General features: G+C 70.9%; 22 protein-coding genes and 1 riboswitch. Of the genes, 11 read left to right on the top strand and 11 right to left on the bottom strand.

Annotated elements, in window-relative coordinates; translation table 11 throughout:
* Nucleotides 1–77 precede the first annotated feature (77 nt).
* Complete coding sequence (locus ACZ69I_RS17470) at nt 78–683, top strand: TetR/AcrR family transcriptional regulator (protein WP_467671108.1); 606 nt, start codon at nt 78–80, stop codon at nt 681–683.
* Nucleotides 684–690: 7 nt separating this feature from the next.
* On the opposite strand, the gene ACZ69I_RS17465 is transcribed toward ACZ69I_RS17470, so the two are convergent.
* The 4 genes from ACZ69I_RS17465 to ACZ69I_RS17450 form a co-directional block, all read right to left on the bottom strand.
* On the bottom strand, nt 691–1,014 hold the full coding sequence (locus tag ACZ69I_RS17465) for a DMT family transporter (protein WP_389715260.1): 324 nt from the start codon (nt 1,012–1,014) through the stop codon (nt 691–693).
* Nucleotides 1,015–1,125: 111 nt separating this feature from the next.
* Nucleotides 1,126–2,136, bottom strand: a complete 1,011-nt coding sequence (rsgA, locus tag ACZ69I_RS17460) for a ribosome small subunit-dependent GTPase A (protein ID WP_467671111.1) — start codon at nt 2,134–2,136, stop codon at nt 1,126–1,128.
* Between the two features lie 17 nt (nt 2,137–2,153).
* Nucleotides 2,154–3,500: a 3-phosphoshikimate 1-carboxyvinyltransferase gene (gene aroA / locus ACZ69I_RS17455; protein ID WP_470833031.1), complete on the bottom strand. Its 1,347-nt coding sequence runs from the start codon at nt 3,498–3,500 to the stop codon at nt 2,154–2,156.
* Nucleotides 3,501–3,532: 32 nt separating this feature from the next.
* On the bottom strand, nt 3,533–4,255 hold the full coding sequence (locus ACZ69I_RS17450) for a M50 family metallopeptidase (protein ID WP_470833030.1): 723 nt from the start codon (nt 4,253–4,255) through the stop codon (nt 3,533–3,535).
* A gap of 49 nt (nt 4,256–4,304) precedes the next feature.
* Between ACZ69I_RS17450 and ACZ69I_RS17445 the strand changes: the two genes are divergently transcribed.
* From ACZ69I_RS17445 to ACZ69I_RS17400, 10 genes are all read left to right on the top strand, one after another.
* Nucleotides 4,305–5,120 (top strand): SOS response-associated peptidase, encoded by an 816-nt coding sequence (locus tag ACZ69I_RS17445; protein ID WP_470833029.1) that lies wholly within the window; start codon nt 4,305–4,307, stop codon nt 5,118–5,120.
* Between the two features lie 12 nt (nt 5,121–5,132).
* The gene (locus ACZ69I_RS17440; protein ID WP_470833028.1) at nt 5,133–5,774 is read left to right on the top strand and encodes an alpha/beta hydrolase family protein; all 642 of its coding nucleotides are present in this window, start codon (nt 5,133–5,135) and stop codon (nt 5,772–5,774) included.
* A gap of 231 nt (nt 5,775–6,005) precedes the next feature.
* Nucleotides 6,006–6,689, top strand: coding sequence for a sigma-70 family RNA polymerase sigma factor (locus tag ACZ69I_RS17435; RefSeq protein ID WP_467671121.1), 684 nt, complete (start codon nt 6,006–6,008; stop codon nt 6,687–6,689).
* Nucleotides 6,686–7,006 (top strand): mycothiol system anti-sigma-R factor, encoded by a 321-nt coding sequence (gene rsrA / locus ACZ69I_RS17430; protein WP_467671123.1) that lies wholly within the window; start codon nt 6,686–6,688, stop codon nt 7,004–7,006. The genes ACZ69I_RS17435 and rsrA overlap by 4 nt, the downstream gene beginning before the upstream one ends.
* A 171-nt stretch (nt 7,007–7,177) precedes the next feature.
* Nucleotides 7,178–8,575, top strand: a complete 1,398-nt coding sequence (locus tag ACZ69I_RS17425) for an HD-GYP domain-containing protein (protein ID WP_470833026.1) — start codon at nt 7,178–7,180, stop codon at nt 8,573–8,575.
* Nucleotides 8,572–9,822, top strand: a complete 1,251-nt coding sequence (locus tag ACZ69I_RS17420) for an HD-GYP domain-containing protein (RefSeq protein ID WP_470833025.1) — start codon at nt 8,572–8,574, stop codon at nt 9,820–9,822. The genes ACZ69I_RS17425 and ACZ69I_RS17420 overlap by 4 nt, the downstream gene beginning before the upstream one ends.
* A gap of 198 nt (nt 9,823–10,020) precedes the next feature.
* Nucleotides 10,021–11,001: a tetratricopeptide repeat protein gene (locus tag ACZ69I_RS17415; protein WP_389715245.1), complete on the top strand. Its 981-nt coding sequence runs from the start codon at nt 10,021–10,023 to the stop codon at nt 10,999–11,001.
* Nucleotides 11,002–11,064: 63 nt separating this feature from the next.
* Nucleotides 11,065–11,721 (top strand): peptide deformylase, encoded by a 657-nt coding sequence (gene def / locus ACZ69I_RS17410; protein WP_467671130.1) that lies wholly within the window; start codon nt 11,065–11,067, stop codon nt 11,719–11,721.
* Between the two features lie 302 nt (nt 11,722–12,023).
* The gene (gene cyc1, locus ACZ69I_RS17405) at nt 12,024–13,148 is read left to right on the top strand and encodes an epi-isozizaene synthase (protein ID WP_470833023.1); all 1,125 of its coding nucleotides are present in this window, start codon (nt 12,024–12,026) and stop codon (nt 13,146–13,148) included.
* Nucleotides 13,145–14,521 (top strand): bifunctional albaflavenone monooxygenase/terpene synthase, encoded by a 1,377-nt coding sequence (locus ACZ69I_RS17400; protein ID WP_470833022.1) that lies wholly within the window; start codon nt 13,145–13,147, stop codon nt 14,519–14,521. The genes cyc1 and ACZ69I_RS17400 overlap by 4 nt, the downstream gene beginning before the upstream one ends.
* A gap of 67 nt (nt 14,522–14,588) precedes the next feature.
* Here ACZ69I_RS17400 and ACZ69I_RS17395 read toward each other — a convergent pair whose 3' ends face one another.
* From ACZ69I_RS17395 to ACZ69I_RS17365, 7 genes are all read right to left on the bottom strand, one after another.
* Nucleotides 14,589–15,608: a ribonucleotide-diphosphate reductase subunit beta gene (locus ACZ69I_RS17395; protein ID WP_467671136.1), complete on the bottom strand. Its 1,020-nt coding sequence runs from the start codon at nt 15,606–15,608 to the stop codon at nt 14,589–14,591.
* The gene (locus ACZ69I_RS17390; protein WP_470833020.1) at nt 15,608–18,037 is read right to left on the bottom strand and encodes a ribonucleoside-diphosphate reductase subunit alpha; all 2,430 of its coding nucleotides are present in this window, start codon (nt 18,035–18,037) and stop codon (nt 15,608–15,610) included. Before ACZ69I_RS17390 ends, ACZ69I_RS17395 begins: the two co-directional genes overlap by 1 nt.
* A gap of 131 nt (nt 18,038–18,168) precedes the next feature.
* Nucleotides 18,169–18,291: riboswitch (cobalamin riboswitch) on the bottom strand.
* A gap of 46 nt (nt 18,292–18,337) precedes the next feature.
* Nucleotides 18,338–18,868: a GNAT family N-acetyltransferase gene (locus ACZ69I_RS17385; RefSeq protein ID WP_470833018.1), complete on the bottom strand. Its 531-nt coding sequence runs from the start codon at nt 18,866–18,868 to the stop codon at nt 18,338–18,340.
* An 82-nt stretch (nt 18,869–18,950) separates the two neighbouring features.
* On the bottom strand, nt 18,951–20,510 hold the full coding sequence (gene mctP, locus ACZ69I_RS17380) for a monocarboxylate uptake permease MctP (RefSeq protein ID WP_470833154.1): 1,560 nt from the start codon (nt 20,508–20,510) through the stop codon (nt 18,951–18,953).
* A gap of 80 nt (nt 20,511–20,590) precedes the next feature.
* Complete coding sequence (locus tag ACZ69I_RS17375) at nt 20,591–20,860, bottom strand: DUF3311 domain-containing protein (RefSeq protein WP_470833017.1); 270 nt, start codon at nt 20,858–20,860, stop codon at nt 20,591–20,593.
* Nucleotides 20,861–20,970: 110 nt separating this feature from the next.
* Nucleotides 20,971–21,171 (bottom strand): YbdD/YjiX family protein, encoded by a 201-nt coding sequence (locus ACZ69I_RS17370; protein ID WP_467671144.1) that lies wholly within the window; start codon nt 21,169–21,171, stop codon nt 20,971–20,973.
* On the bottom strand, nt 21,168–23,327 hold the full coding sequence (locus ACZ69I_RS17365; protein WP_470833015.1) for a carbon starvation CstA family protein: 2,160 nt from the start codon (nt 23,325–23,327) through the stop codon (nt 21,168–21,170). The genes ACZ69I_RS17370 and ACZ69I_RS17365 overlap by 4 nt, the downstream gene beginning before the upstream one ends.
* Nucleotides 23,328–23,361 lie beyond the last annotated feature (34 nt).

The raw sequence follows: 23,361 nt of genomic DNA, 5'->3' as shown, positions 1-23,361 counted from the left end.
GTCGCCGGACCTATTGACAGTGCTGCCGAGCGCGTCAACTCTGGCACGGGAGCCGTTTCGGGCCCGGGGAGGCGACGATGCCTGCAGCACGGGAATCCTTACTTGACGCGGCGTACACGGCGCTCGCGCGGCGGCCGTGGCCCGGCGTCCGCATGGTCGACGTGGCGGCGAGCGCCGGGGTCTCCCGGCAGACCCTCTACAACGAGTTCGGCAGCAAGGAGGGCCTCGCCCGCGCCCTGCTCCGCCGTGAGACCGACGGCTATCTGCACGGCGTCGAACGGGCCCTCGCGCAGGAGCGCGAGCCCGCCGACCGGCTCGCCGCCGTGGCCGCGTGGACCGTGGGCGCCGCCCGCGCCAACACGCTGGTGCGGGCCGCGCTCACCGGCTGCTGGGGCGAGCGGCTGCCCGCGCCGAGCCGGGTCGGCGGGTCCACCTCGCCGGTGCCCGCGCAGCGCCGCGCGGACGCGGGAGTGCCCTCCGCCGCGGAGCTGCTCGCGCTCGTCAGGGACCGGGCGGTCCTCGCGCTCGGCGGCCGGGGCCGGACCAGGGACCCCGAGCTCGCCCTCGCCTGCGAGAGCGCCGTCCGCCTCGCCCTGTCCTACGTCGTGGCGCCCGCCGGGAACGACGACGACCCCGCGGAACTGGTCCGCGGGGCCATCGGGCGCTGGGTGGGCGTGCGCTAGGACCTGCTCAGTGCGTCGAGCCGGAGAGCTGCAGACCGATCACGCCGATGATGACGAAGGAGATCGAGACGATCTTCAGCGTGGAGACCAGGTCGTCGAGGAAGATCATCCCGTAGATCGCGGTGCCCGCGGCGCCGATCCCCGTCCAGACCGCGTACGCCGGACCCACGTCCAGCTTCCGCAGGGCGAGGGTCAGCAGACCGAAGCTGCCGAGGGCGAAACAGGCGAACGCGATCGTGGGCCACAGCCGGGTGAACCCGTGCGACAGCTTCAGGCAGACCGCGAAGCCGGTCTCGAGGATCCCCGCGACGATGACCAGCAGCCACGCCATGTCCTTGCCTCCCGTACTCGTCCACGATCCGCGGCCGCTTCGTCTGGCTTGAATCCGGCTTGGTGCGATTATGCATTTACCTTTGCCGTCGCGGCGCAAACAACGGGGAGGTCAGTCGCCGTCGTGCCGCTCCCGGGTGGCGAGCAGACGGCGCAGCGAATAGAGGCGCGCCGGATCGGCGTGGCCCGCCGTGACCCAGGCGTCCAGGGCGCAGTCCTTCTCGTCGTGGCTGCAGCCGCGCGGGCAGTCCGCGGTGCCCGGCTCCAGGTCGGGGAAGGCGAGGATGACGCGGGACGGGTCGACGTGGTGGAGCCCGAACGACCGCACGCCCGGCGTGTCGATCACCCAGCCCTCCGAGCCCTCCAGGGGGAGCGCGAGGGCGGACGTGGTGGTGTGCCTGCCGCGGCCCGTGACCGCGTTGACGTGCCCGGTCGTGCGCCGCCGCTCCTCGGGTACGAGCGCGTTGACGAGCGTCGTCTTGCCGACCCCCGAGTGCCCCACGAAGGCCGTGACCTTGCCCGCCAGCAGTTCGTGGACGCGCGCGAGCTCCGCGCCGTCGGTGAACTCCTCGCGGCTGGTGACCACGTAGGGGATGTCGAGGGTGGAGTACGTCTCCAGGATCTTGTCGGCGGAGGCCAGGTCCGACTTGGTCAGCACGAGCACCGGCTCCAGACCGCCGTCGTACGCCGCCACGACGCACCGGTCGATCAGCCGCGGACGCGGCTCGGGATCGGCGAGGGCCGTGACGATGGCGAGCTGGTCGGCGTTGGCGACGACCACCCGCTCGTAGGGGTCGTCGTCGTCCGCCGTGCGCCGCAGGACGGAGGTGCGCTCCGCGATCCGCACGATCCGGGCGAGCGTGTCCTTCTTGCCCGACAGGTCGCCGACGACCGCGACCCTGTCACCGACCACGGCGGCCTTGCGGCCCAGCTCGCGGGCCTTCATGGCCAGCACGATCCGGTCGTCGACCAGGACGGTCAGGCGGCCCCGGTCGACGGTCAGGACCATGCCCTCGGCGGCGTCCTCGTGCTTGGGCCTGATGTGGGTGCGGGGGCGGTTGCCCTTGCGGTTGGGGCGGACGCGGATGTCGTCCTCGTCGGGGTTCTTGCCGTAACGGCGCATGGCTCTCGATCCGCCCGTCAGTTCCCGAGCATCCCGGTCCACAGGTCGGGGAAGTCGGGGAGCGTCTTCGCCGTCGTCCCGACGTTCTCGATCTGTACACCGTCCACCGCGAGGCCGATGATCGCGCCCGCGGTCGCCATGCGGTGGTCGTCGTAGGTGTGGAAGACGCCGCCGTGCAGCGGGCGCGGCCGGATGTGCAGGCCGTCGGCGGTCTCGGTGACGTCACCGCCCAGTTCGTTGATCTCCTTGGTGAGCGCGGCCAGGCGGTCCGTCTCGTGCAGGCGCAGGTGGGCGACGCCGCGCAGCGTCGAGGGGGAGTCCGCGAGGGCCGCGACCGCCGCGATGCCGGGGGTGAGCTCGCCGACCTCGCTCAGGTCGACGTCCAGGCCGTGCACCGATCCGGAGCCGGTGAACACCAGGCCCTGCTCGGTCAGTTCGCAGGAGCCGCCCATCTCGGTGAAGATCTGGCGCAGCGCGTCGCCGGGCTGGGTGGTGCGGTCGGGCCAGTCGGGGATCGTGACCGTACCGCCCGTGACCAGGGCCGCGGCGAGGAACGGCTGGGCGTTCGACAGGTCGGGCTCGATGGTCAGGTCGCGGCCGAGCAGGGCGCCGGGGGCGACCCGCCACACGTTCGGCTCGCCGCCCGCCTCCGGGGTGTCCACCTGCGCGCCGACGGCGCGGAGCATGTCGACCGTCATCCGGATGTGCGGCATGGACGGCAGCGCGCCGCCCACGTGCCGCACCTCCACGCCCTGGTTGAAGCGGGGGCCCGAGAGCAACAGGGCGCTCACGAACTGCGAGGAGGACGAGGCGTCGATCTCGACCCGGCCGCCCTCCAGGGCGCCGCCGCCGTGCACGGTCAGGGGCAGCGCGCCGCGGCTGCCGTCCGTGTCGTCGATGCGGGCGCCGAGCACGCGCAGGGCGTCGATGACCCCGTGCAGGGGGCGCTCGTACGAGCGGGGGTCGCCGTCGAAGCGGATCGGGCCGTCGGCGAGGGCGGCCACCGGGGGCAGGAAGCGCATGACCGTACCGGCGTTGCCGACGTCGACCGTGGCGGGGCCCTGCAGCCGCGAGGGGATCACGCGCCAGGCCTCGCCGGATGCGTCCGAGCCCCCGGCGACGGCGGAGCTCGACGACACGGTCTCCTCGATGCCGACGCCCATGGCGCGCAGGGCGCCCGCCATCAGCAGGGTGTCGCGGGAGCGCAGCGGGCGGCGCAGCCAGCCGGGCTCCGCGGCCAGGGAGGCCAGGACCAGCGCACGGTTGGTGACCGATTTCGAACCGGGGACGTGGACCGTCGCGGTGACGGCTCCGCTTGCGTGCGGGGCGGGCCAGAGGGCGGTGTGCGCCGGAGTTTCGGTCATGCCCTCACTTTAGTGGCTGGCCGGAGCCCCGCTCAGACGTCGAGCAGCCACCGGGCCCCGCCCATCAGGGAGCAGAGCGAAACCGCGTGGAAGAGGAAGAGCCAGAGTCCCGCGGGGACGTGGGTCAGCCGGGAGAGCTGGTCCGCGTCCGAGTCGCCCGCTCCGCCGCGCCTGCGCTTGGACTGCAGCTCGAAGGCGGGACGTACGCCCCCCAGGAGCAGGAACCACACCACCGCGTACGCGAACGCCGCCTGCACGTCGGTGTCGGCCAGCCAGGAGACGATCAGGAAGGTGCCGCCGGTGAGGATCACCGTCAGGGCGCCGTACGCGTTGCGGATCATCACCAGCATCACGACGAGCAGCGCGGTCGCGATCCACAGGAACGCCGTGATGTGCCCGGCGGCGAGCAGCGCCGCCCCGCCGAGGCCCAGCAGCGGCGGCGCGGTGTACCCCGCGGCCGCGGTGAGGATCATGCCGAGCCCGGAGGGCTTGCCGCGCGAGACCGTCAGACCCGAGGTGTCGGAGTGCAGCCGGATGCCGTCGAGGCGGCGCCCGGTGAGCAGGGCGACCAGGCCGTGGCCGCCCTCGTGGGCGATGGTGATGGCGTTGCGGGCGAGGCGCCAGACGTTGTGCGGGACGACGACGGCCAGGGCGACGACACCGGCGGCTATGACCAGCCACTGCTCCGGCGCCGACTGCGTGCCGAACACCCGGTCCCAGAGGTCGGTCAGGCTGGCGTTGGCGGTGCTTTCCATTACTGGGACTGCTCCCTCAGGTCGTGCGCGGTCTGGCAGTCTGGCACGTATGTGCGGACGGTATGCATCCAGTCGTAGGCCCGAGGATCTCGCTCCGATCTTCGAGATCGAGAAGTGGGAGCCCGAGGAGGCGCTGGCTCCCGACTTCAACGTGGCGCCCACGAAGGAGGTCTACGCGATCCTCGACCGTCCCCTGAAAGACGCCGACGACCCGCGTCCGGTTCGCCAGCTCCGCACACTGAAGTGGGGCCTCGTCCCCTCCTGGTCCAAGACGCCCGAGGGCGGCGCGCGGATGATCAACGCCCGCGCCGAGACCGTGCACGAGAAGCCGTCCTACCGCCGCGCCTTCACCTCCCGCCGCTGCGTCATACCCGCCGACGGCTATTACGAGTGGGTGACCGCGCCCGAGGAGCGGCAGCTGGAGGTCGAGGGCAAGAAGAAGCGGCCGCGCAAGCAGCCCTACTTCGTGACGCCCGCCGACGGCTCGGTCTTCGCCATGGCGGGGCTCTACGAGTTCTGGCGGGACAAGACCCTGCCCGACGAGCACCCCCTGGCCTGGTGGGTGACGTGCACGGTGATCACCACTGAGGCGGAGACCGCGCCCCTCGCGGTCGCCCCCGACGAGGGCCCCCGCGCGCTCGCGGACATCCACCCGCGCATGCCCCTGATGCTGACGCCCGACCGCTGGGACGCCTGGCTCGACCCGTCCCGCACGGACGTCGAGGAGCTGCGCACCCTCCTGGAGCCGCCCCCGCACGGCCTGATGCGGGCCTATCCGGTGTCCACCGCCGTCAGCAACGTCCGCAACAACGGCCCGGAGCTGCTGAAGGAACTCGACGGTCCCGAAGAAGGCACGCTCTTCTGACACCCTGCTCACGTGACCAAGAGCGAGATCGTCGAGACCGACGCGGGTGCGGCCCGGATCACCTGGCACCCGGCCCCCCGCAAGAGCGCCCGCCTGCTGCTGGCCGTCAGTCACGGCGCCGGCGGCGGCATCGAGGCCCGTGACCTGCAGGCCATCGCGGCCGTCCTGCCCGCGCACGGCGTGAGCGTCGCCCTCGTCGAGCAGCCCTGGCGCGTCGCGGGCAAGAAGGTGGCCCCCGCGCCGAAGACGCTCGACGTCGGGTGGCGCGGCATCTGGCCGCTGCTGGAGAAGAAGGGTCTCCCGGTGATCTCCGGCGGCCGCAGCGCGGGCGCCCGCGTCGCCTGCCGCACCGCCACCGAGCTGGGCGCCGCGGCCGTTCTCGCCCTCAGCTTTCCGCTGCACCCCCCGGGCAGGCCCGAGAAGTCCCGCGCCGACGAACTGCTCGGCGCGGGCGTGCCGACCCTCGTCGTCCAGGGCGGCAACGACCTCTTCGGCAGGCCCGCCGAATTCCCCGAAGGGGCGTACGAGCTCGTGGAGATCCCGTACGGGGACCACGGCTTCGCCGTGCCCAAGAGCGCGGACATCGGTCAGGACGAGGCAGTGAAGCGCGTCACGGACGCCGTGACGCGTTGGACGGGAATGCTGAGCGGCTGACCTCTGTTGTGGCGGACAGACGGTGAACGCCGTCGGTAGCTGCTCGTACGAGAGGGAGTCCGCCGCATGGGTTCGACCATCTGCCCGAACCGCTCCAGCGCCTCTGACCTGGAGTGGACGGTGCTGAGCGCACCCAAAAACGCAACTATTCGGGCGGCGCGCGGTACGGATCGTCGTCTATCCTCCGATTCGAGTGGGGCTGCATTCGGCCCCACCACGTCGTTGGAGGAGGTGGGTCCGGTCACTGGGACCGACGCAGGGACCGAGCACGGTCAGGCGGAGCAGCCCCGAGAGCACGCCGAGAAGTCCGAGACGGCCGCGGAGCGCTCGGCCCGCTTCGAGCGGGACGCCCTGACGTTCCTCGACCAGATGTACTCGGCGGCGCTGCGCATGACGCGCAACCCGGCGGACGCGGAGGACCTGGTGCAGGAGACCTACGCGAAGGCGTACGCGTCGTTCCACCAGTTCCGCGAGGGCACCAACCTCAAGGCGTGGCTCTACCGCATCCTCACGAACACCTTCATCAACTCGTACCGCAAGAAGCAGCGCGAGCCCCAGCGCAGCGCCGCCGAGGAGATCGAGGACTGGCAGCTGGCGCGTGCGGAGTCGCACATGTCCACCGGTCTGCGCTCCGCCGAGTCGCAGGCGCTCGACCACCTGCCCGACTCGGACGTGAAGCGGGCGCTGCAGGCGATCCCCGAGGAATTCCGCATCGCCGTCTATCTGGCCGATGTAGAGGGCTTTGCCTACAAGGAGATCGCGGACATTATGGGGACACCCATCGGTACGGTGATGTCACGACTGCACCGGGGCCGTCGCCAACTGCGCGGCATGCTGGAGGACTACGCCCGCGAGCGCGGGCTCGTCCCGGCGGGTGCCGGGGAGTCGAACGGAACGAAAGGCTCGGGCTCATGAGCTGCGGAGAGCCGCACGAGACTGACTGCAGTGAGGTCCTGGACCATCTCTACGAGTTCCTGGACCACGAGATGCCGGACAGCGACTGCAACAAGTTCGAGACGCACTTCGAGGAGTGCTCTCCGTGCCTGGAGAAGTACGGCCTGGAGCAGGCGGTCAAGAAGCTGGTGAAGCGCTGCTGCGGCTCGGACGACGTCCCCGTCGACCTGCGGGCCAAGGTCATGGGACGCATCGACCTCATCCGCTCCGGACAGGCCGTGCCCGACCAGGACGTGGCGCACGACGTCACGCCCGACGTGACGGCCTCGGAGGCCTGAACCCCCGTACCCCGTAAGGAGACAGAGCAGGATCGCGACGCCGCGAACCTGCTCTGCTTTCTTTTCCCCTCCCCCCCTCCCGTCACTCGAACGTGCTAATTAACGGCGGCCGGGTGCTGGCCGGGGGAGCGCCGTTCTAGTCTCCGGACCGGGAACGGGGAGGAGAGCTCCATGCGGTCGGTGCCGGCGCGGGCCCGCGTCTACATCCTGTGCGTCGCCCTGGCCGGCGGCTGCTGTGCCGCGCCCGCGCCCGGCACGCACCCCTCGTGGCCCGCCGTCCTGCTGCTCGCCGTGCTCTTCGCCGGCTGCGAGCAGCTCTCCCGCTGCCACTTCGTCGGGCGCCGCGTCCCGCGCGGCCTCGGCACGTTCTTCCCCGTACTGCTCGCCGGGGTGTTCCTGCTGCCGCCGTCCGCCGCGGCCCTCGTGGCCGTGCCGGGCGCCCTGCTCGCCCGCGTCGACCGGCCCCCCCGACGGGTGCGCCGCCTCTGGCGCGCCGCCCAACTCGCCCTGGCGGCCTGGGCGGCGGCGTGGGTGTACGGCGCGCTGGGCGGCCCCGCGGCCGGTGCCGCGCCCGACTTCCCGTACGTCCTCGCGCCCGCCGGAGCCGCCGTGCTCGCCTTCTCCGGGGTGCTCACCGTGCTGGACGGCGGCATCCTCGTGACCGCCGAGCGCCTGCCCGCACGCACCGCCTGGCGTGGCCTCTTCCTGCGCTCGCTCGCGCCCGTCACCGTGCACGGCCTCGCCGGGCTGATGATGGCCGTGCTCTGGGCCAGCCCGTACGGCCCGCCCGCCGCCCTCCTCGTGCTGCTCCCGATGGGCGTCTCCTGCTGGGTCTTCGCGCAGTACCACCGCGAGCGGGCCGCCCACCAGGCCACGATCCGGGCCCTCGTGCAGGCCGTCGACATCAAGGACAGGTACACCCGCGGGCACAGCGAGCGGGTCGGCCGCGCCTCCGTGATGATCGCGCGCGAACTGGGCATGGACGACGAGCGCGTCGAGGTCCTGCGGTTCGCCGGAATCCTGCACGACGTCGGCAAACTCGGCGTCCCCACACGGCTGTTGAGGAAGGACGGGCCGCTGACCCCGGACGAGCGGCGCGTCATCGAGCTGCACCCCGAGTACGGCCACGAGATGGTGCGCGGCATCGGCTTCCTCGGCGAGGCGCGGGCGGCGATCCTGCACCACCACGAGCGCATCGACGGCAGCGGGTACCCGTACGGGCTCACCGGGCCGCAGATTCCCCAGTGCGCGCGGGTCGTCGCGGTGGCCGACGCCTTCGACGCCATGACCTCCACCCGGTCCTACCGGCGGGCCCGGCCCGTCGAAACGGCCGTGGCGGAGCTCTCGCGGTGTGCCGGAGCGCAGTTCGACCCCGAGATGGTCGGCGCCCTCGCGCGCGCCCTGGAGCGGCACGGCTGGCACCCCGAGGTCACGGCCGACGTGCCCGGCCAGGGCGGAAACGTGCCTGCCGATGCCGATGCCGATGCCGATGCCGATGCCCATGCGGGAGCCGGTACCGACGCCGGTGCCGACGCCGCCCCCGCGGTCTCCCGCTCGGCGGCCCGGTGAAGGCCCCGGCGCGCCTGCCCCCGACCGTCGTCTGCCTGGCCGCCCTCGTGGCCCTCGCGGCCCTCGCCTGGACCCTCTGGTACGGCATCACCGAGGGCCGGATCGCGCTCGCCTTCGGGATGCTGATCGCGCTCGGTGAGCTGGCCCGGTGGGGGAGCGGGCAGGGCCGGGAGTCCGCGCCGCTCGGCGCCGCCGGGGCACTCGCGTACGCCCTGCTCGGCGAGAACTCCGGGCGGGCCACGCACCACGGGGTGCTCCAGGTGATCGCCGTGGTCGTCGCGGCGGCCCTGGTGGGCGCGGTGCCGCACGTGGCGCTCGGCCGCGGGGGCACGCCCGACCACATCGCGCGCCGGGTGCTGACCGTCGGCTTCGCGGCCGCCTGCTTCCAACCCCTCTACAACTCGGGCAAGTTGGGGGGCTGGTTCGGGCACGGGCCCTACTTCGCGCTCGTCATCGTCGCCCTGCTGGTCCTCACCGCGCTCTGCGACGCCGTCCTCGCCGCCGTGACCGCGCGCGCCCGCACGAGGTGGCCGTTCGGACCGCTGCTGCGCGAGGAGCTGCGGGCGACGCTCGGCATCGGCTCCGCCGTGTGCGCGACGGGCGCCGTCATGGCGCTCTCGGTGGCCGTGGCGGGCCTGTGGGCGCTGCCCGTCTTCAGCCTGCCGCTGCTCCTCACCCAGCTGTCCTTCCGGCGGTACGCGGCCGTGCGGGCGACCTACCGGCAGACCATGGCCTCGCTGGCCAGGGCCACCGAGATCGCCGGGTACACCCCGCAGGGCCACGCCCACCGCGTGGCGGGGCTGAGCCGGGCCGTGGGCCGGGACCTGGGACTCTCGGCGTCGGACCTCACCGTCCTGGAGCACGCCGCCCTGATGCACGACATCGGCCAGCTCTCCCTCGTCGACCCGGTCCCCGCGGGCGCCACCGCCGCGCTGCCCGCGGCGGAACAGCGCCGAATAGCCCTGCTCGGCGGCGCCGTCGTACGGCAGACCGGGGTGGACGCCGCCGTCGCCGTCGTCGTGGAGCGCCAGGCCGATCCGTACCGCGAACAGCCGCTCACCGCGCGAATTGTGCGGACCGCGAACGCGTACGACGAGATGGCGCGGGGAGAAGGACCCTCGGGGGCGCTCGACGGGCCCCTCCAGGCCCTGGAGAGGCTGCGCCTCGCCACCGGCCACGACTACCAGCCGGAGGTCGTGGAGTCGCTGGCCAGGGTGCTGTCCAGGGACAGGCGGGGCGGCCCTTAGGGTCCCGGGTGAGAGCGGTGGTGGGAGAACGGCGGGCCTTACCTCGGGTCCAGCTGGGTAACCCATGGGTAATGAGCGGCCGTCCGACCGTACGTGGTTGGATGCGAAGAAGAGGGTGCGCGGGGGTACCGACCCGCGGCTGCGCCCGATCGAGACGAGACCTACGGATAACGTGGCAGGCGGAAACAGGCGGGAATCGTGAGGATCTTCGGCAAGGGACGGCACCGGCCCTCCGCCTCATGGCGGCAGGCGACCGACCGCGCGTTCACGCTGATCGGCGACGGCCGGTACGAGGACGCGGGGGCACTGCTCACGCGCGCGGCGGATCTCGAACCCTGGCTGTCCGAGTCCTGGTTCAACCTCGCCCTGCTGCACAAGTTCCGGCACGACTGGGAGCAGGCACGGGCCGCGGGGCTGCGTGCCGTGGCGCTCCTGGACCGGTCCGCGGGCGCCCCCGACTGGTGGAACGTCGGCATCGCGGCGACCGCCCTGCAGGACTGGCCCCTGGCCCGCCGCGCCTGGCAGGCGTACGGCCTGCGGGTGCCCGGCGGTGTGGCCGCCTCCGGCGAGCCGACGGGCATGGAGCTCGGCAGCGCGGCCGTGCGGCTCTCCCCGGAGGGCGAGGCCGAGGTCGTCTGGGGCCGCCGGCTCGACCCGGCCCGCATGGAGGTCCTGTCCATTCCGCTGCCCTCCTCCGGGCGCCGCTGGGGCGAGGTCGTGCTGCACGACGGCGTCCCGCACGGCGAGCGGACGACGGCGGACGGGCACTCGTACCCGGTCTTCGACGAGATCGAGCTGTGGGCGCCCTCACCCGTGCCGACCTGGGTCGTGCTCCTGGAGGCGGCCACCGAGGAGGACAGGGACGCCCTGGAGCGGCTCGCGGCCGACGCCGGGTTCGCCGCCGAGGACTGGTCGTCCTCCGTGCGGCTGCTCTGCCGGATGTGCTCCGAGTCCCGGATGCCGAGCGACGAGGGCGACGGGGAGCACCTCGACCCGCACGACCACAGTGAGCCCGGCCATCCGGGCCCGCTCGGCCACCGCAGCCCGGGCGCCCTCTGGGTGCCGGAGCGCGAGTGCGGTCTCGCGGCGCCCGCCGCCCTGGTGCGCGGGCTCCTGGACGGCTGGGTGGCGGACAGCCCGGACTCCCGTGACTGGCGGGATCTCGAAGAGGTCTGCTGACACTTCGCCGTAGGCTGTACCGGCACAAACTCCTGAGGGTTACACGGAAGGCGTACGGCGGACATGGCGCAGGACACTGAGCAGCAGGCCATCGGCGGCGGCGGGGTCCTCCCCGTCGACGACGAGGGCTTCGTCATCGACACCGAGGACTGTGAGGAGCGTGAGACGGCCTACCGCGAGCGCGGCACGTCCCGGCCGATCACGGTCGTCGGCAATCCGGTGCTGCACAAGGAGTGCAAGGACGTCACGGCCTTCGACGACGAGCTGGCGAAGCTGGTCGACGACATGTTCGCCACACAGCGCGTCGCGCAGGGCGTGGGCGTGGCCGCCAACCAGGTCGGCGTCGACCTGAAGGTCTTCGTCTACGACTGCATGGACGACGAGGGCGTGCGCCACGTCGGTGTGATCTGCAACCCGGTCCTGACCGAGCTGCCCGCCGACCGGCGCAGCCTCGACGACTCGGGCGAGGGCTGCCTCTCCGTCCCGACGGCGTACGCCCCGCTGGCCCGCCCGGACTACGCCGAGGTGACCGGGCAGGACGAGAAGGGCAACCCCGTCAAGGTGCGCGGCACCGGCTACTTCGCGCGCTGCCTGCAGCACGAGACGGACCACCTGTACGGCTACCTGTACATCGACCGCCTCTCCAAGCGGGAGCGCAAGGACGCGCTGCGGCAGATGGCGGAGGGCACTCCGCGCTACCCCGTGGTGGCGAATGACTGACGTGCGCGACGCCTGAGAGGCGTGGGCACCGCGTGACACGAGCGGCCCCTGGTCGGGAACTAGCCCCTGACCAGGGGCCGTTGGCATGAACCGCTCGCCAGTGCGAGCAAAACAGGCTGTCAGTGATCCATATTCAGTCACGTACGGGGATGTTCTCGGCACTGGGGGGTAGTGAATGGCGCAAATCTGTTCCCTGAACGGTCAGTTGTGGTGCTGAATGGAAAGCGCGGGGATACGCAACGGCGCGCGCCCGGCACGGCGGAAGGGGCGCGTGTCCTCAGGCGGCTGAAAGGGGTACGTTCGTGCCTGCATATTCCGGAAGCACTTCACCGACACCAGCACACACACAGCCACGCACACCGGTGGTTACCGTCCCACCGGCGCTGGCCGTTCCGGTGATCGAAGCCACCTTCCCTCGCCGTCTGCATCCGTATTGGCCAAAGCTTCAGGAGAAGTCCAGGACGTGGCTGCGCGAAATGCGCCTCATGCCACCGGACAAGGTCGAACGGTACGCGGACAGCCTCTGCTACACCGATCTGGTCGCCGGCTACTACATTGGCGCGCCCGACGAGTTGCTCAGTGCGATAGCCGATCTCAGCAGCTGGTTCTTCGCGTGGGACGACCGGCACGACAGGGACTCGGTGCACGGCAGGACGGCACAGTGGCGGCGGCTGTGCCGGGGCCTGCACGCCACCCTGAACGACCCCGGGCAGTACCTGCACCACAAGGACCCGTTGGTCGCGGGGTTCGCGGACTGCGTCCGGCGCCTGTACTCCTTCCTCGGCCCCAGCTGGAACGCCAGGTTCGCCCGGCACTTCCACCCGGTGATCGAGGCGTACGACCAGGAGTTCAGGAACCGGGCCTGCGGCAGGGTGCCCACGGTCGAGGCGTACGTCGAGCTGCGCCGCCTCACGTTCGCGCACTGGGCGTGGATCGACCTCCTCGAACCCACCGCACGGCGCGAACTGCCGGGCGCCGTGCGGAAACACCCCGCATACCGGCGGGCGGCACTGGCGACCCAGGATTTCTCGGCCTGGTACAACGACCTGTGTTCCCTGCCGAAAGAGCTCGCGGGAGACGAGCTGCACAATCTCGGTATCAGCCTCATCCACCATGAGGGAATGACGCTCGAAGAGGCGGTGCGCGAAGTCCACAGACGCGTCAGTGGGTGCGTCCGGGAATTCATGGAAGCCGAGCGTGAAGTCCTCCTGCTCGCCGATGAATTGGCGGACGGAACGGAACGCGGAAGGGCTCTCTCGGACGCGGTGAAATCGTGCGTCTTCAATATGCGGAACTGGTTCTCTTCCGTGTACTGGTTCCATCACGAATCCGGTCGCTATCGGGTGGACAGCTGGGACGACAGGTCCATGCCCCCGTACGTGACCGAAGACGTCCTGGCGGAAAACGAACTGGTGGGTGAAGAATGAGCGTCGAATCCGCGATACCCGCGCCGGCCACCTCGGGCCCCGGCCCGCTGCGCACCCCGCCCCTCGTCCGGGGCGGTGTGCCGCTGCTCGGCCACGCCTGGAAACTGGTGCGCGACCCACTCGGCTTCCTCGCCGCGCTGCGCGACCACGGGGATCTCGTACGGATCAGGCTGGGGCCGAGGACGGCGTACGCGGTCTGCGACCCGGAACTCGTCGGCGCCCTTCTGAAGAGCCCCGAGTACATCGTCGGCGGACCGCTCTGGGACACCCTCGAGGTGCTCCTCGGCAAGGGCGTGGCGACCAGCAACGGCAAGGTGCACCGCCGCCAGCGGCGCACGATGCAGCCCGCGTTCCGGCCCGAGCGGATCGCCGGCTACGCCGAGGTGATGGAGGAGGAGGCGCGCGCCACGGCGGCCCGCTGGCAGCCGGGCGCCACGGTCGACGTGAGCGCGGAGATGTTCCGCACCGCCGTGCGCATCGTCTCGCGCTCGCTCCTGGAGGTCGACTCGATCGGCGAGAAGGCGGACCGCATCGCCGATTCGCTGCACACCGTCTTCGAGGGGCTCTACCGCCGGATGGTGCTCTCGGTCGGCCCGCTCTACCGCGTGCCGACCCCGGCCAACCGGCGGTTCGAGCGGGCGCTCGCCGATCTGCACGCGCTCGTGGACGAGATCGTCGCGGAACGCCGCGCGGCCGGCCCCGGCGGCCCCGACGACCTGCTCGCCGAATTGCTGCGGGCCAGGGACGAAACCGGTGCGCCCATAGCCGACCAGGAGATCCACGACAACGTGGTTTCGCTCGTCGTGGCGGGTGCGGAGAATGTGGCGTCGACGCTGGCGTGGACGTTCCATCTGCTCACCGAACACCCCGAGCAGGAAAGGCGGTTGGTTGAAGAAGTAAATTCCGTGGCCCCGGATCGGGCGATCACATTCGCCGATCTGGGAGACCTGCCGCACACCCGCAATGTCGTCACCGAGGCGATGCGTATACGGCCGGCCGCCTGGATATTCACCCGTCGGTCCGTGGCCGAAACCGAGCTGGGCGGCTATTCGATTCCGGCCGACGCGGACATCGTCTACAGCGTCTACGCGATGCAGCGCGATCCGCGTTCCTTCGAGCGGCACCTGGAGTTCGACCCGGACCGCTGGAATCCGGAACGCGCGTCCGACGTGCCGGACTTCGCGATGATGCCGTTCAGCGTCGGCAACCGAAAGTGCCCCGGCGACCACTTCAGCCTGGCCGAACTCACCCTGATCCTGGGGACGGTGGTCCCGAAGTGGCGTCTGGAGCGGGTCGAGGAGACCGACACCGGCACCCGCGTCGGCATCACCCTGCACCCCAAGCGGCTCGTCCTGCGGGCCCGGCCGCGCTGAGCGCGCCCGTGTGCCCGCCCCGTCACATCGGACGGGACGGGCACACCGGGGGCGCCGGACGCCGAGGCTAGAACTCGTCGTCGAAGGAGACCGAACCCTCGACCGCGACCTGGTAGGCGGAGGGCCGCCGCTCGAAGAAGTTGGTCAGCTCCTGCACGCCCTGCAGCTCCATGAAGGAGAAGGGGTTCTCCGAGCCGTAGACCGGCGCGAAGCCGAGGCGCTGCAGGCGCTGGTCGGCGACGCACTGCAGGTACTCGCGCATCGAGTCGGTGTTCATGCCGGGCAGGCCCTCGCCGCACAGGTCGCGCGCGAACTGCAGCTCGGCCTCGACGGCCTCCTTCAGCATGTCCGTGACCTGCTGCCGCAGCGCGTCGTCGAAGAGCTCGGGCTCCTCCTTGCGGACGGTGTCGACCACGTCGAAGGCGAAGCTCATGTGCATCGTCTCGTCGCGGAACACCCAGTTGGTGCCGGTGGCCAGGCCGTGCAGCAGACCGCGCGAGCGGAACCAGTAGACGTAGGCGAAGGCGCCGTAGAAGAAGAGGCCCTCGATGCACGCGGCGAAGCAGATCAGGTTCAGCAGGAAGCGGCGCCGGTCGGCCTTGCTCTCCAGACGGTCCAGCTTCTCGACCGAGTCCATCCAGCGGAAGCAGAACTCCGCCTTCTCGCGGATGGAGGGGATCTCCTCGACCGCGTCGAAGGCCGCCGCGCGGTCCTCCGGGTCGGGCAGATAGGTGTCGAGCAGCGTCAGGTAGAACTGGACGTGCACGGCCTCCTCGAAGAGCTGGCGGCTCAAGTACAGCCGCGCCTCGGGGGAGTTGATGTGCTTGTAGAGGGTGAGCACGAGGTTGTTGGAGACGATCGAGTCGCCGGTCGCGAAGAACGCGACCAGACGGCCGATCATGTGCTGCTCGCCGGGCGAGAGCTTGGCGAGGTCGGCGACGTCGGAGTGGAGGTCGACCTCCTCCACGGTCCAGGTGTTCTTGATCGCGTCCCGGTAGCGCTCGTAGAAGTCCGGGTAGCGCATCGGGCGCAGGGTCAGCTCGAAGCCAGGGTCGAGCAGGTTCTTCTCTGAGTGGGTGGTGCTCATTACTGGCAGGCCTCGCAGGACTCGGGGTTTTCCAGGGAGCAGGCGACGGCTTCTTCGGCCGTGGCCTGGGCGGGGACGGGGGCGGTGGCGGCCGCGTTCGAGCCGCCGGCCGCGCGCGCGATGCGCGTCGCGGGGCGCGAGCGCAGGTAGTACGTGGTCTTCAGGCCCTGCTGCCAGGCGTACGCGTACATCGAGGAGAGCTTGCCAATGGTCGGCGTCTCCAGGAAGAGGTTGAGCGACTGCGCCTGGTCGAGGAAGGGGGTGCGCGCGGCGGCCATGTCGATCAGGCCGCGCTGCGGGAGCTCCCACGCCGTGCGGTACAGCGCGCGCACCTCCGCGGGGATCCAGTCGAACCCCTGCACCGAGCCGCTGGCCTCGCGCAGCGCCTCACGGGTCTGCGCGTCCCACATCCCGAGCCGCTTCAGCTCCTGGACCAGGTACGCGTTGACCTGGAGGAACTCGCCGGACAGCGTCTCGCGCTTGAAGAGGTTGGAGACCTGCGGCTCGATGCACTCGTAGACGCCCGCGATGGACGCGATGGTGGCGGTCGGCGCGATGGCGAGCAGCAGCGAATTGCGCATCCCGGTCACGGCGATGCGCTCCCGCAGCGCCGCCCAGCGCTCCGGCCACGCCAGCTCGACGTCGTAGTGGTCGGGGTGCAGGACCCCGCGCGCGGTGCGGGTCTTCTCCCAGGCCGGGAGGGGTCCGCTGCGTTCGGCGAGGTCCGCGGACGTCTCGTACGCGGCGAGCATGATGCGCTCGGCGATGCGGGTGGAGAGCGCCCGTGCCTCGGGGGAGTCGAAGGGGAGCTTCAGCTGGAAGAAGACGTCCTGGAGCCCCATGGCGCCGAGGCCCACCGGGCGCCACCTGGCGTTGGAGCGGCCCGCCTGCTCGGTCGGGTAGAAGTTGATGTCGACGACGCGGTCGAGGAAGGTGACGGCGGTACGGACGGTCTCGTCGAGGCGGTCCCACGCGAGGTCGCCGTCCTCCACGAACGCGCCGAGGTTGACCGAGCCGAGGTTGCAGACGGCCGTCTCGCCGTCGTCCGTCACCTCCAGGATCTCCGTGCAGAGGTTGGAGGAGTGCACGGTGTGGCCGGGCTCCGCGGTCTGGTTCGCGGTGCGGTTGGCGGCGTCCTTGAAGGTCATCCAGCCGTTGCCGGTCTGCGCGAGGGTGCGCATCATGCGGCCGTAGAGGTCGCGGGCCGGCATCGTCTTCCTGGCCAGGCCCGCGGCCTCCGCCGCGCGGTAGGCGGCGTCGAACTCCTCGCCCCACAGGTCGACGAGCTCGGGCACGTCGGACGGCGAGAACAGCGACCACTCCCGGTCGGCGGCGACGCGGCGCATGAACTCGTCCGGGATCCAGTGCGCGAGGTTGAGGTTGTGCGTGCGGCGCGCGTCCTCACCGGTGTTGTCGCGCAGCTCCAGGAACTCCTCGATGTCGGAGTGCCAGGTCTCCAGGTAGACCGCGGCCGCGCCCTTGCGCCGCCCGCCCTGGTTCACCGCGGCGACCGAGGCGTCGAGGGTCTTCAGGAACGGCACGATGCCGTTGGAGTGCCCGTTCGTGCCGCGGATCAGCGAACCGCGCGACCGGATGCGGGAGTACGAGAGGCCGATGCCGCCCGCGTGCTTGGAGAGCCGCGCGACCTGGTGGTAGCGGTCGTAGATCGAGTCGAGCTCGTCCAGCGGGGAGTCGAGGAGGTAGCAGGAGGACATCTGCGGGTGCCGGGTGCCGGAGTTGAAGAGCGTCGGCGAGGACGGCAGGTAGTCCAGGCGGCTCATCAGCCCGTACAGCGAGGCTACTTCGCCGACCGCGCGGCCGCTGTCCGCCGCCGTGTCCCAGTCGGTCTCCGCGAGACCGCTCGCGACGCGCAGCATGAAGTGCTGCGGCGTCTCGATGACCTGCCGGGTGATCGGGTGGCGCAGCAGGTAGCGGCTGTGCAGCGTGCGCAGGCCGAAGTAGCCGAAGCGGAAGTCGGCGCCGTCCGCGAGCGCGCTCTCCACGAGCGCGTCGAGCCGGGCCGCGTGCGCGGTCACGAACGCGGCGGTGCGGTCGGCGATCAGGCCCTCGCGGTGGCCGACCGCGATCGACTCGGTGAAGGAGCGCACGCCCTGTGAGGCGGCCTCGGCGGCGATGGAGAGGGAGAGCAGCCGGGCGGCGAGCTTGGAGTACGCCGGGTCCTCGGAGATGAGCCCCGCCGCCGCCTCGGTCGCGAGCTCGCGGAGCTCGCTCTCGTCGGCCCTGGCCGACCGGCCGCGCAGCGCGGCGGCCGCCACCCGGCCAGGGTCGGCGTCGGGGAGGTCGGCGGTGAGGTCGGTCAGGGTGCGCAGCAGCGCGGTCCCCGGCGCGTCGGTACCCTCAGTGCTTTCGGCGCTGTCACTGGGTCGCGATGCCGGCACTGACGCAGGTTCGGCGGGCGCGATGGTCACGTGGAGCTCTCCCTCGCTCGGCTCTGGGCCTGGGGGAGGGGGCGGCACACACGGGCGCACCCGGGCAGGGCGGCGTACCGCGTCCACCGGCCCATTCCACGAGGCCCGGACGGTCGGCACCCGGGCCGGACGACTCGGGTGCACTGCCGGCAGGTCTTCGGACTCCGCGTACGACAAATGCGCACACGTCTACCGTTGCGGGACAGTTCCGGACTTGCACCGGATTCCCCTGCGGCGACAGCGAGCACGAGCATACATCTTGTGTCGCACTACTGAAGCAGGCCCACATCTTGTGTCGGATCACGCTGCGGGCCCGGCCGGTGGCCCCTGAAGTGTCAACGCGTAGGTGAGCAGCGGGAGGCCGGGAATCGGGGACCAGTCGCGCTCCGGGGTGCGTGCGAAGCCGAGGCGTTCGTAGAGCCGGTGGGCGGTGCGCATCGAGGGCGAGGAGGACAGGACGAGCCGGTCGCGGCCCGCGTCCCTGGACCGCTGGACGCAGGAGCGCACCAGGAGTTCGCCCACACCGCGGCCGCGCGCCGCGGGCGAGACCGCCAGCATGCGGATCTCCGACTCGCCCTCCCGCGCGATGTCGGCCATGGGGCCGCAGGACGGCACGAAGGTCACGCCGCCGAGCAGCCCGCCGTCCGTGTCGTCCGCCGCGGCCACCAGGATCTCGGCGTGCGCCGCGCGCCCCGCCACGTCCCGCAGCACGGGCAGATAGCGGTCCTCCGCCCCGAAGTCCAGGTGTCCGTCGTCGAGATAGGCCTGCGCGGTGAGATCGCCCAGCGCCCCGTACTCCTCGGGCCGTGCCCGCCTGATCGTGATGTCCATGCGGCGCAGTGTGCAATACGGGTACGGCAAAGGGCCGCCGGTTTTCCGGCGGCCCTTTTTCGCTGTGCGCAGGGGGCGGGACTCAGTGTCCGGCGCCCGCCGTCGCCTTCGGCAGTTCCTCTATGACGCCGGGGTCGCCCGCGTCGGCCGTGTAGTCCTCCGGGGACGTCTCGTCGACGCCGTCGGGGGCGTTCAGGGCCTTCAGGACGAAGGTGAGGACCACGGTCACGATCACGTTCAGGACGAACGCGGTCAGGCCGATGTAGCCGATCTCGCCGATGCCGGGGATCTCGTCGGACGAGCCGCCGAAGTGCTTCTGGGTCGGCGAGGCGACGCCGTACGCGGCGAGCGTGCCGTAGGCCATGCCGACCGCCCAGCCCGCGAGCAGCGCCCAGCGGTGGAACCACCGGGTGAACAGGCCGCCGACCAGCGCGGGCATCGTCTGCAGGATCCAGATGCCGCCCAGGAGCTGGAAGTTGATCGCGACCGTCTTGTCCATGGTGAGGACGAAGGCGAGCGCGCCGACCTTCACCAGGAGCGAGACCAGCTTGGAGACCTTCATCTCCTGCTGCGGCGTCGCGTCCGGCTTGAGGAAGTCCTTGTAGATGTTGCGGGTGAAGAGGTTCGCGGCCGCGATCGACATGATCGCCGCCGGGACGAGCGCGCCGATGCCGATCGCCGCGAACGCGACGCCCGTGAACCAGTCGGGGAACATGTTCTCGAACAGCTGCGGAATCGCCAGCTGGCCGTTCTCCACCTTCACCCCGGCCGCGATCGCCATGAACCCGAGCAGCGCGAGCAGGCCGAGCATCAGCGAGTAGAGCGGCAGGATCGTGGTGTTGCGGCGGATCACGTCGCGGCTCTTGGAGGAGAGCGTCGCCGTGATCGAGTGCGGATACATGAACAGCGCGAGCGCGGAGCCGAGGGCGAGCGTCGCGTACGTCCACTGCCCGGCCTCGCCCGGCGCGAGGCCCGCGACGGGTTTGCCCGCCGCCTCGTTGGACGCAGAGAACTTGTCGCTCGCCGCCCGGAAGACCTCGTCGAACCCGCCGAGCTTGATCGGGATGTAGATGATCGCGACGGCGATGACCAGGTAGATCAGGCCGTCCTTCACGAACGCGATCAGCGCGGGCGCGCGCAGACCGGACGAGTACGTGTACGCGGCGAGCACCGCGAACGCGATGAGGAGCGGCAGGTCCTTCACGAACCAGTTGGTGTCGGGTCCGCCGCCCACCCCCATGACGTCCAGCACGGCCTGGATGCCGACCAGTTGGAGCGCGATGTACGGCATCGTGGCGAGGATGCCGGTGACCGCGACGGCCAGCGAGAGCCCCTTGGAGCCGAACCGCCCGCGCACGAAGTCGGACGTGGTCACGTATCCGTGCTTGTGCGAGACGGACCACAGGCGCGGCAGGAAGGTGAAGATCAGCGGGTAGACGAGGATCGTGTACGGCACGGCGAAGAAGCCGGCCGCGCCCGCCGCGTAGATCGCCGCGGGGACGGCCACGAAGGTGTACGCCGTGTAGAGGTCGCCGCCGAGCAGGAACCAGGTGACCCAGGTGCCGAACGACCGGCCGCCCAGGCCCCATTCGTCCAGGCTCTCGGTCTCGGCCTTGCGCCAGCGCGCGGCCAGGAAGCCCATCGCCGTGACGGCCACGAAGAAGAAGATGAAGACGGCCAGCGCGATGCCGTTCACGCCGCCCGTCCCCGATGCGAGTGTGGTCACTTTCCGGCACCCCCCGAGGCCTGCTCGGCCTTGCGGGCGCGCTGGTCACGCTGCCACAGCTTGTACGCGATCATCGTCAGCGCCGTGGAGATGAGCACCCACAGCATCTGGTACCAGTAGAAGAACGGAATGCCGATCAGTGTCGGGTCGACCTTGGCGTAGGAGCTCACCCACAGCATCGCCACGAAGGGCGCGACGAGGCAGACGGCGACGACCACGCGGACCGGCGTGACGACCGGTCTGTTCACTTCAGGCGCATCTGACATAGCGCGGCTCCGTTCCCTCACTTATCCCATGCTTAACGTGCGGGAAATCTAAGCCACAGTCTCGCGGTATGGAACCCCCGTCCGGATAACGGACGGATGAATGTCCCTGCTCAGCAGCAGCGGAACCCCCGACGGGGGTCCGACTCCTGCTGGTCCGTCCGCATGCGTTCGAATGCGCGGCGACTGGGGACGGTTGCGGCGGGATGGTCCTTGCGGATATGAGCCACGTACCGTTCGTACGCCGACTCGTCGGTCAACTCCCTGACGTACCAGCGGATCCAGCGCAGGCCGCGCAGCAGCGGCGCCGTCACGAGGACGCCCCGGGGCCGGTGGTGGCGCGCTGCCGTTCCAGGGCCTCCTGGGCCTCGCGCTTCTCCTCGCGGGTCGCGAAGAGCCCGGCGGGCGCGGTCACCTTCGACTCCACGTACGGCGCTTCCTTCAGGCGGGTGGCCCCGGGGTCGCGCAGGTGCTTGAGGCACACCCGCGCCGCGTCCAGGATCACGATGACGATGAGCAGTGCGAGCGCCGCCGAAAGGACGCCGTCCACCGTGGAGTTGGTGACGACGGTGTGCATGTCGTCCATCGACTTGGCGGGCGGCAGGACCTTGCCCTCGCCGATGGCGTCCTGATACTTCGCGCGCTGCTGGAAGAAGCCGACGCGCGGATCGCTGGAGAACACCTTCTGCCAGCTCGCGGTGAGCGTCACCGTCGCGTCCCAGGCGAGCGGAATCCCGGTGATCCAGGCCCACTTGAGGCGACCGGACTTCACGAGCAGCGTGGTGCAGACGGCGAGGGCGACGGCGGCGAGGAGCTGGTTGGCGATGCCGAAGACCGGGAAGAGCTGGTTGATCCCGCCGAGCGGCTCGTGCACGCCCACCCACAGGAAGTAGCCCCACAGCCCGGTGACCGCCGCGCTGGTCAGGAGCAGCCCCGGCTTCCAGCTCAGGTTCCTGAAGGGCTTGTAGACGTTCCCGAGCATGTCCTGGAGCATGAAGCGGCCCACGCGCGTGCCCGCGTCGAGCGCGGTCAGGATGAACAGCGCCTCGAACATGATCGCGAAGTGATACCAGAAGGCCCGCATCGAGCCGCCGGTGACCTTCGAGAAGATCTCCGAGACGCCCACCGCGAGCGTGGGCGCGCCGCCGGTCCGCGAGAGCAGCGAGGACTCCTCGACGTCCTTGGCGGCCTGCGCCAGGTCGGCCGGCGAGATGGAGTACCCGAAGCCCGCGACGGCCTTCGACGCCTCCTGGACCGTCTGGCCGACGACGCCGGCCGGCGCGTTCATCGCGAAGTACAGGCCCGGGTCGATGACCGAGGCCGCGACGAGCGCCATGACCGCGACGGACGACTCCATCAGCATGGAGCCGTAGCCGATCATCCGGACCTGCGTCTCCTTCTGGATCATCTTCGGCGTCGTGCCCGAGGAGATCAGCGCGTGGAAGCCGGACAGGGCGCCGCAGGCGATGGTGATGAAGACGAAGGGGAAGAGCGAGCCCGCGAAGACCGGGCCGTCGCCGCGCGCGGCGAAGTCGGTCACCGGGTCCATCTTCAGCGTCGGCAGGGTGATCACGACGCCGAGCGCGAGCAGCAGGATGGTGCCGATCTTCATGAAGGTGGAGAGGTAGTCGCGCGGCGCGAGCAGCATCCACACCGGCAGGATCGAGGCGATGAACCCGTACGCCACCAGCCAGATCACCAGCGTCGAGGGCGCCAGGGTGAAGGTGTCCGCGAGCGAGGACTCGGCGATCCAGCGCCCGCCGACGAGCGCGAGCAGCAGCAGCGCGACGCCGATCAAGGAGACCTCGCTGACCCGGCCGGGGCGAAGCACCCGCAGGTAAAAGCCCATGAGGAGGGCGATCGGAATGGTCATCGCGATGGAGAAGGTGCCCCACGGCGAGTCGGCCAGCGCGTTGACGATGACGAGGGCGAGCACCCCGAGCAGGATGATCATGATGGCGAAGGTGGCGAGCAGCGCGGCGGCCCCGCCGAACGGGCCGATCTCCTCGCGCGCCATCTGCCCGAGCGACTTGCCGTCGCGCCGCGTGGAGAAGAACAGCACGACCATGTCCTGCACGGCGCCCGCGAGGATCACGCCGACGATGATCCAGATGGTGCCGGGCAGGTATCCCATCTGGGCGGCGAGGACCGGGCCCACCAGCGGCCCGGCGCCCGCGATCGCCGCGAAGTGGTGGCCGAGCAGGACCCGGCGGTCGGTCGGGTGGAAGTCGATGCCGTTGTCGAGCCGTTCGGCCGGGGTGGCCCGTTTCTCGTCGACCTTCAGGACCCGGTACGCGATGAACTTGGAGTAGAAGCGGTACGCGACGGCGTACGAGCCGAGGGCCGCGGCCACCATCCAGGCGGCCGACACCTCCTCGTCGCGGGCGAGGGCCAGGACGGTCCAGCCCGCGGCGCCGACCAGCGCGACGAGGGACCAGATGACGATGGATCGTGGGTTCGCTCCGCGCACCGGGTCGTCCTCCCGTTCATCAGGCGATGACGGG

The organism is Streptomyces sp. NPDC036815, from assembly GCF_055609205.1.
The sequence above is the reverse complement of the archived record's forward strand: the minus strand, read 5'-3'. Positions and strand labels throughout refer to the sequence as shown.

Excerpts from the sequence above, each read along its gene's own strand:
- rsgA (WP_467671111.1), bottom strand. The coding sequence starts at position 2,136 with ATGCGCCGTTACGGCAAGAACCCCGACGAGGACGACATCCGCGTCCGC.
- mctP (WP_470833154.1), bottom strand. The coding sequence starts at position 20,510 with ATGGGCTTCCTGGCCGCGCGCTGGCGCAAGGCCGAGACCGAGAGCCTG.
- ACZ69I_RS17470 (WP_467671108.1), top strand. The coding sequence starts at position 78 with ATGCCTGCAGCACGGGAATCCTTACTTGACGCGGCGTACACGGCGCTC.
- ACZ69I_RS17450 (WP_470833030.1), bottom strand. The coding sequence starts at position 4,255 with ATGGAAAGCACCGCCAACGCCAGCCTGACCGACCTCTGGGACCGGGTG.
- ACZ69I_RS17465 (WP_389715260.1), bottom strand. The coding sequence starts at position 1,014 with ATGGCGTGGCTGCTGGTCATCGTCGCGGGGATCCTCGAGACCGGCTTC.
- ACZ69I_RS17375 (WP_470833017.1), bottom strand. The coding sequence starts at position 20,860 with ATGTCAGATGCGCCTGAAGTGAACAGACCGGTCGTCACGCCGGTCCGC.
- ACZ69I_RS17400 (WP_470833022.1), top strand. The coding sequence starts at position 13,145 with ATGAGCGTCGAATCCGCGATACCCGCGCCGGCCACCTCGGGCCCCGGC.
- aroA (WP_470833031.1), bottom strand. The coding sequence starts at position 3,500 with ATGACCGAAACTCCGGCGCACACCGCCCTCTGGCCCGCCCCGCACGCA.
- ACZ69I_RS17395 (WP_467671136.1), bottom strand. The coding sequence starts at position 15,608 with ATGAGCACCACCCACTCAGAGAAGAACCTGCTCGACCCTGGCTTCGAG.
- ACZ69I_RS17445 (WP_470833029.1), top strand. The coding sequence starts at position 4,305 with ATGTGCGGACGGTATGCATCCAGTCGTAGGCCCGAGGATCTCGCTCCG.
- def (WP_467671130.1), top strand. The coding sequence starts at position 11,065 with ATGGCGCAGGACACTGAGCAGCAGGCCATCGGCGGCGGCGGGGTCCTC.
- rsrA (WP_467671123.1), top strand. The coding sequence starts at position 6,686 with ATGAGCTGCGGAGAGCCGCACGAGACTGACTGCAGTGAGGTCCTGGAC.
- ACZ69I_RS17425 (WP_470833026.1), top strand. The coding sequence starts at position 7,178 with ATGCGGTCGGTGCCGGCGCGGGCCCGCGTCTACATCCTGTGCGTCGCC.
- ACZ69I_RS17385 (WP_470833018.1), bottom strand. The coding sequence starts at position 18,868 with ATGGACATCACGATCAGGCGGGCACGGCCCGAGGAGTACGGGGCGCTG.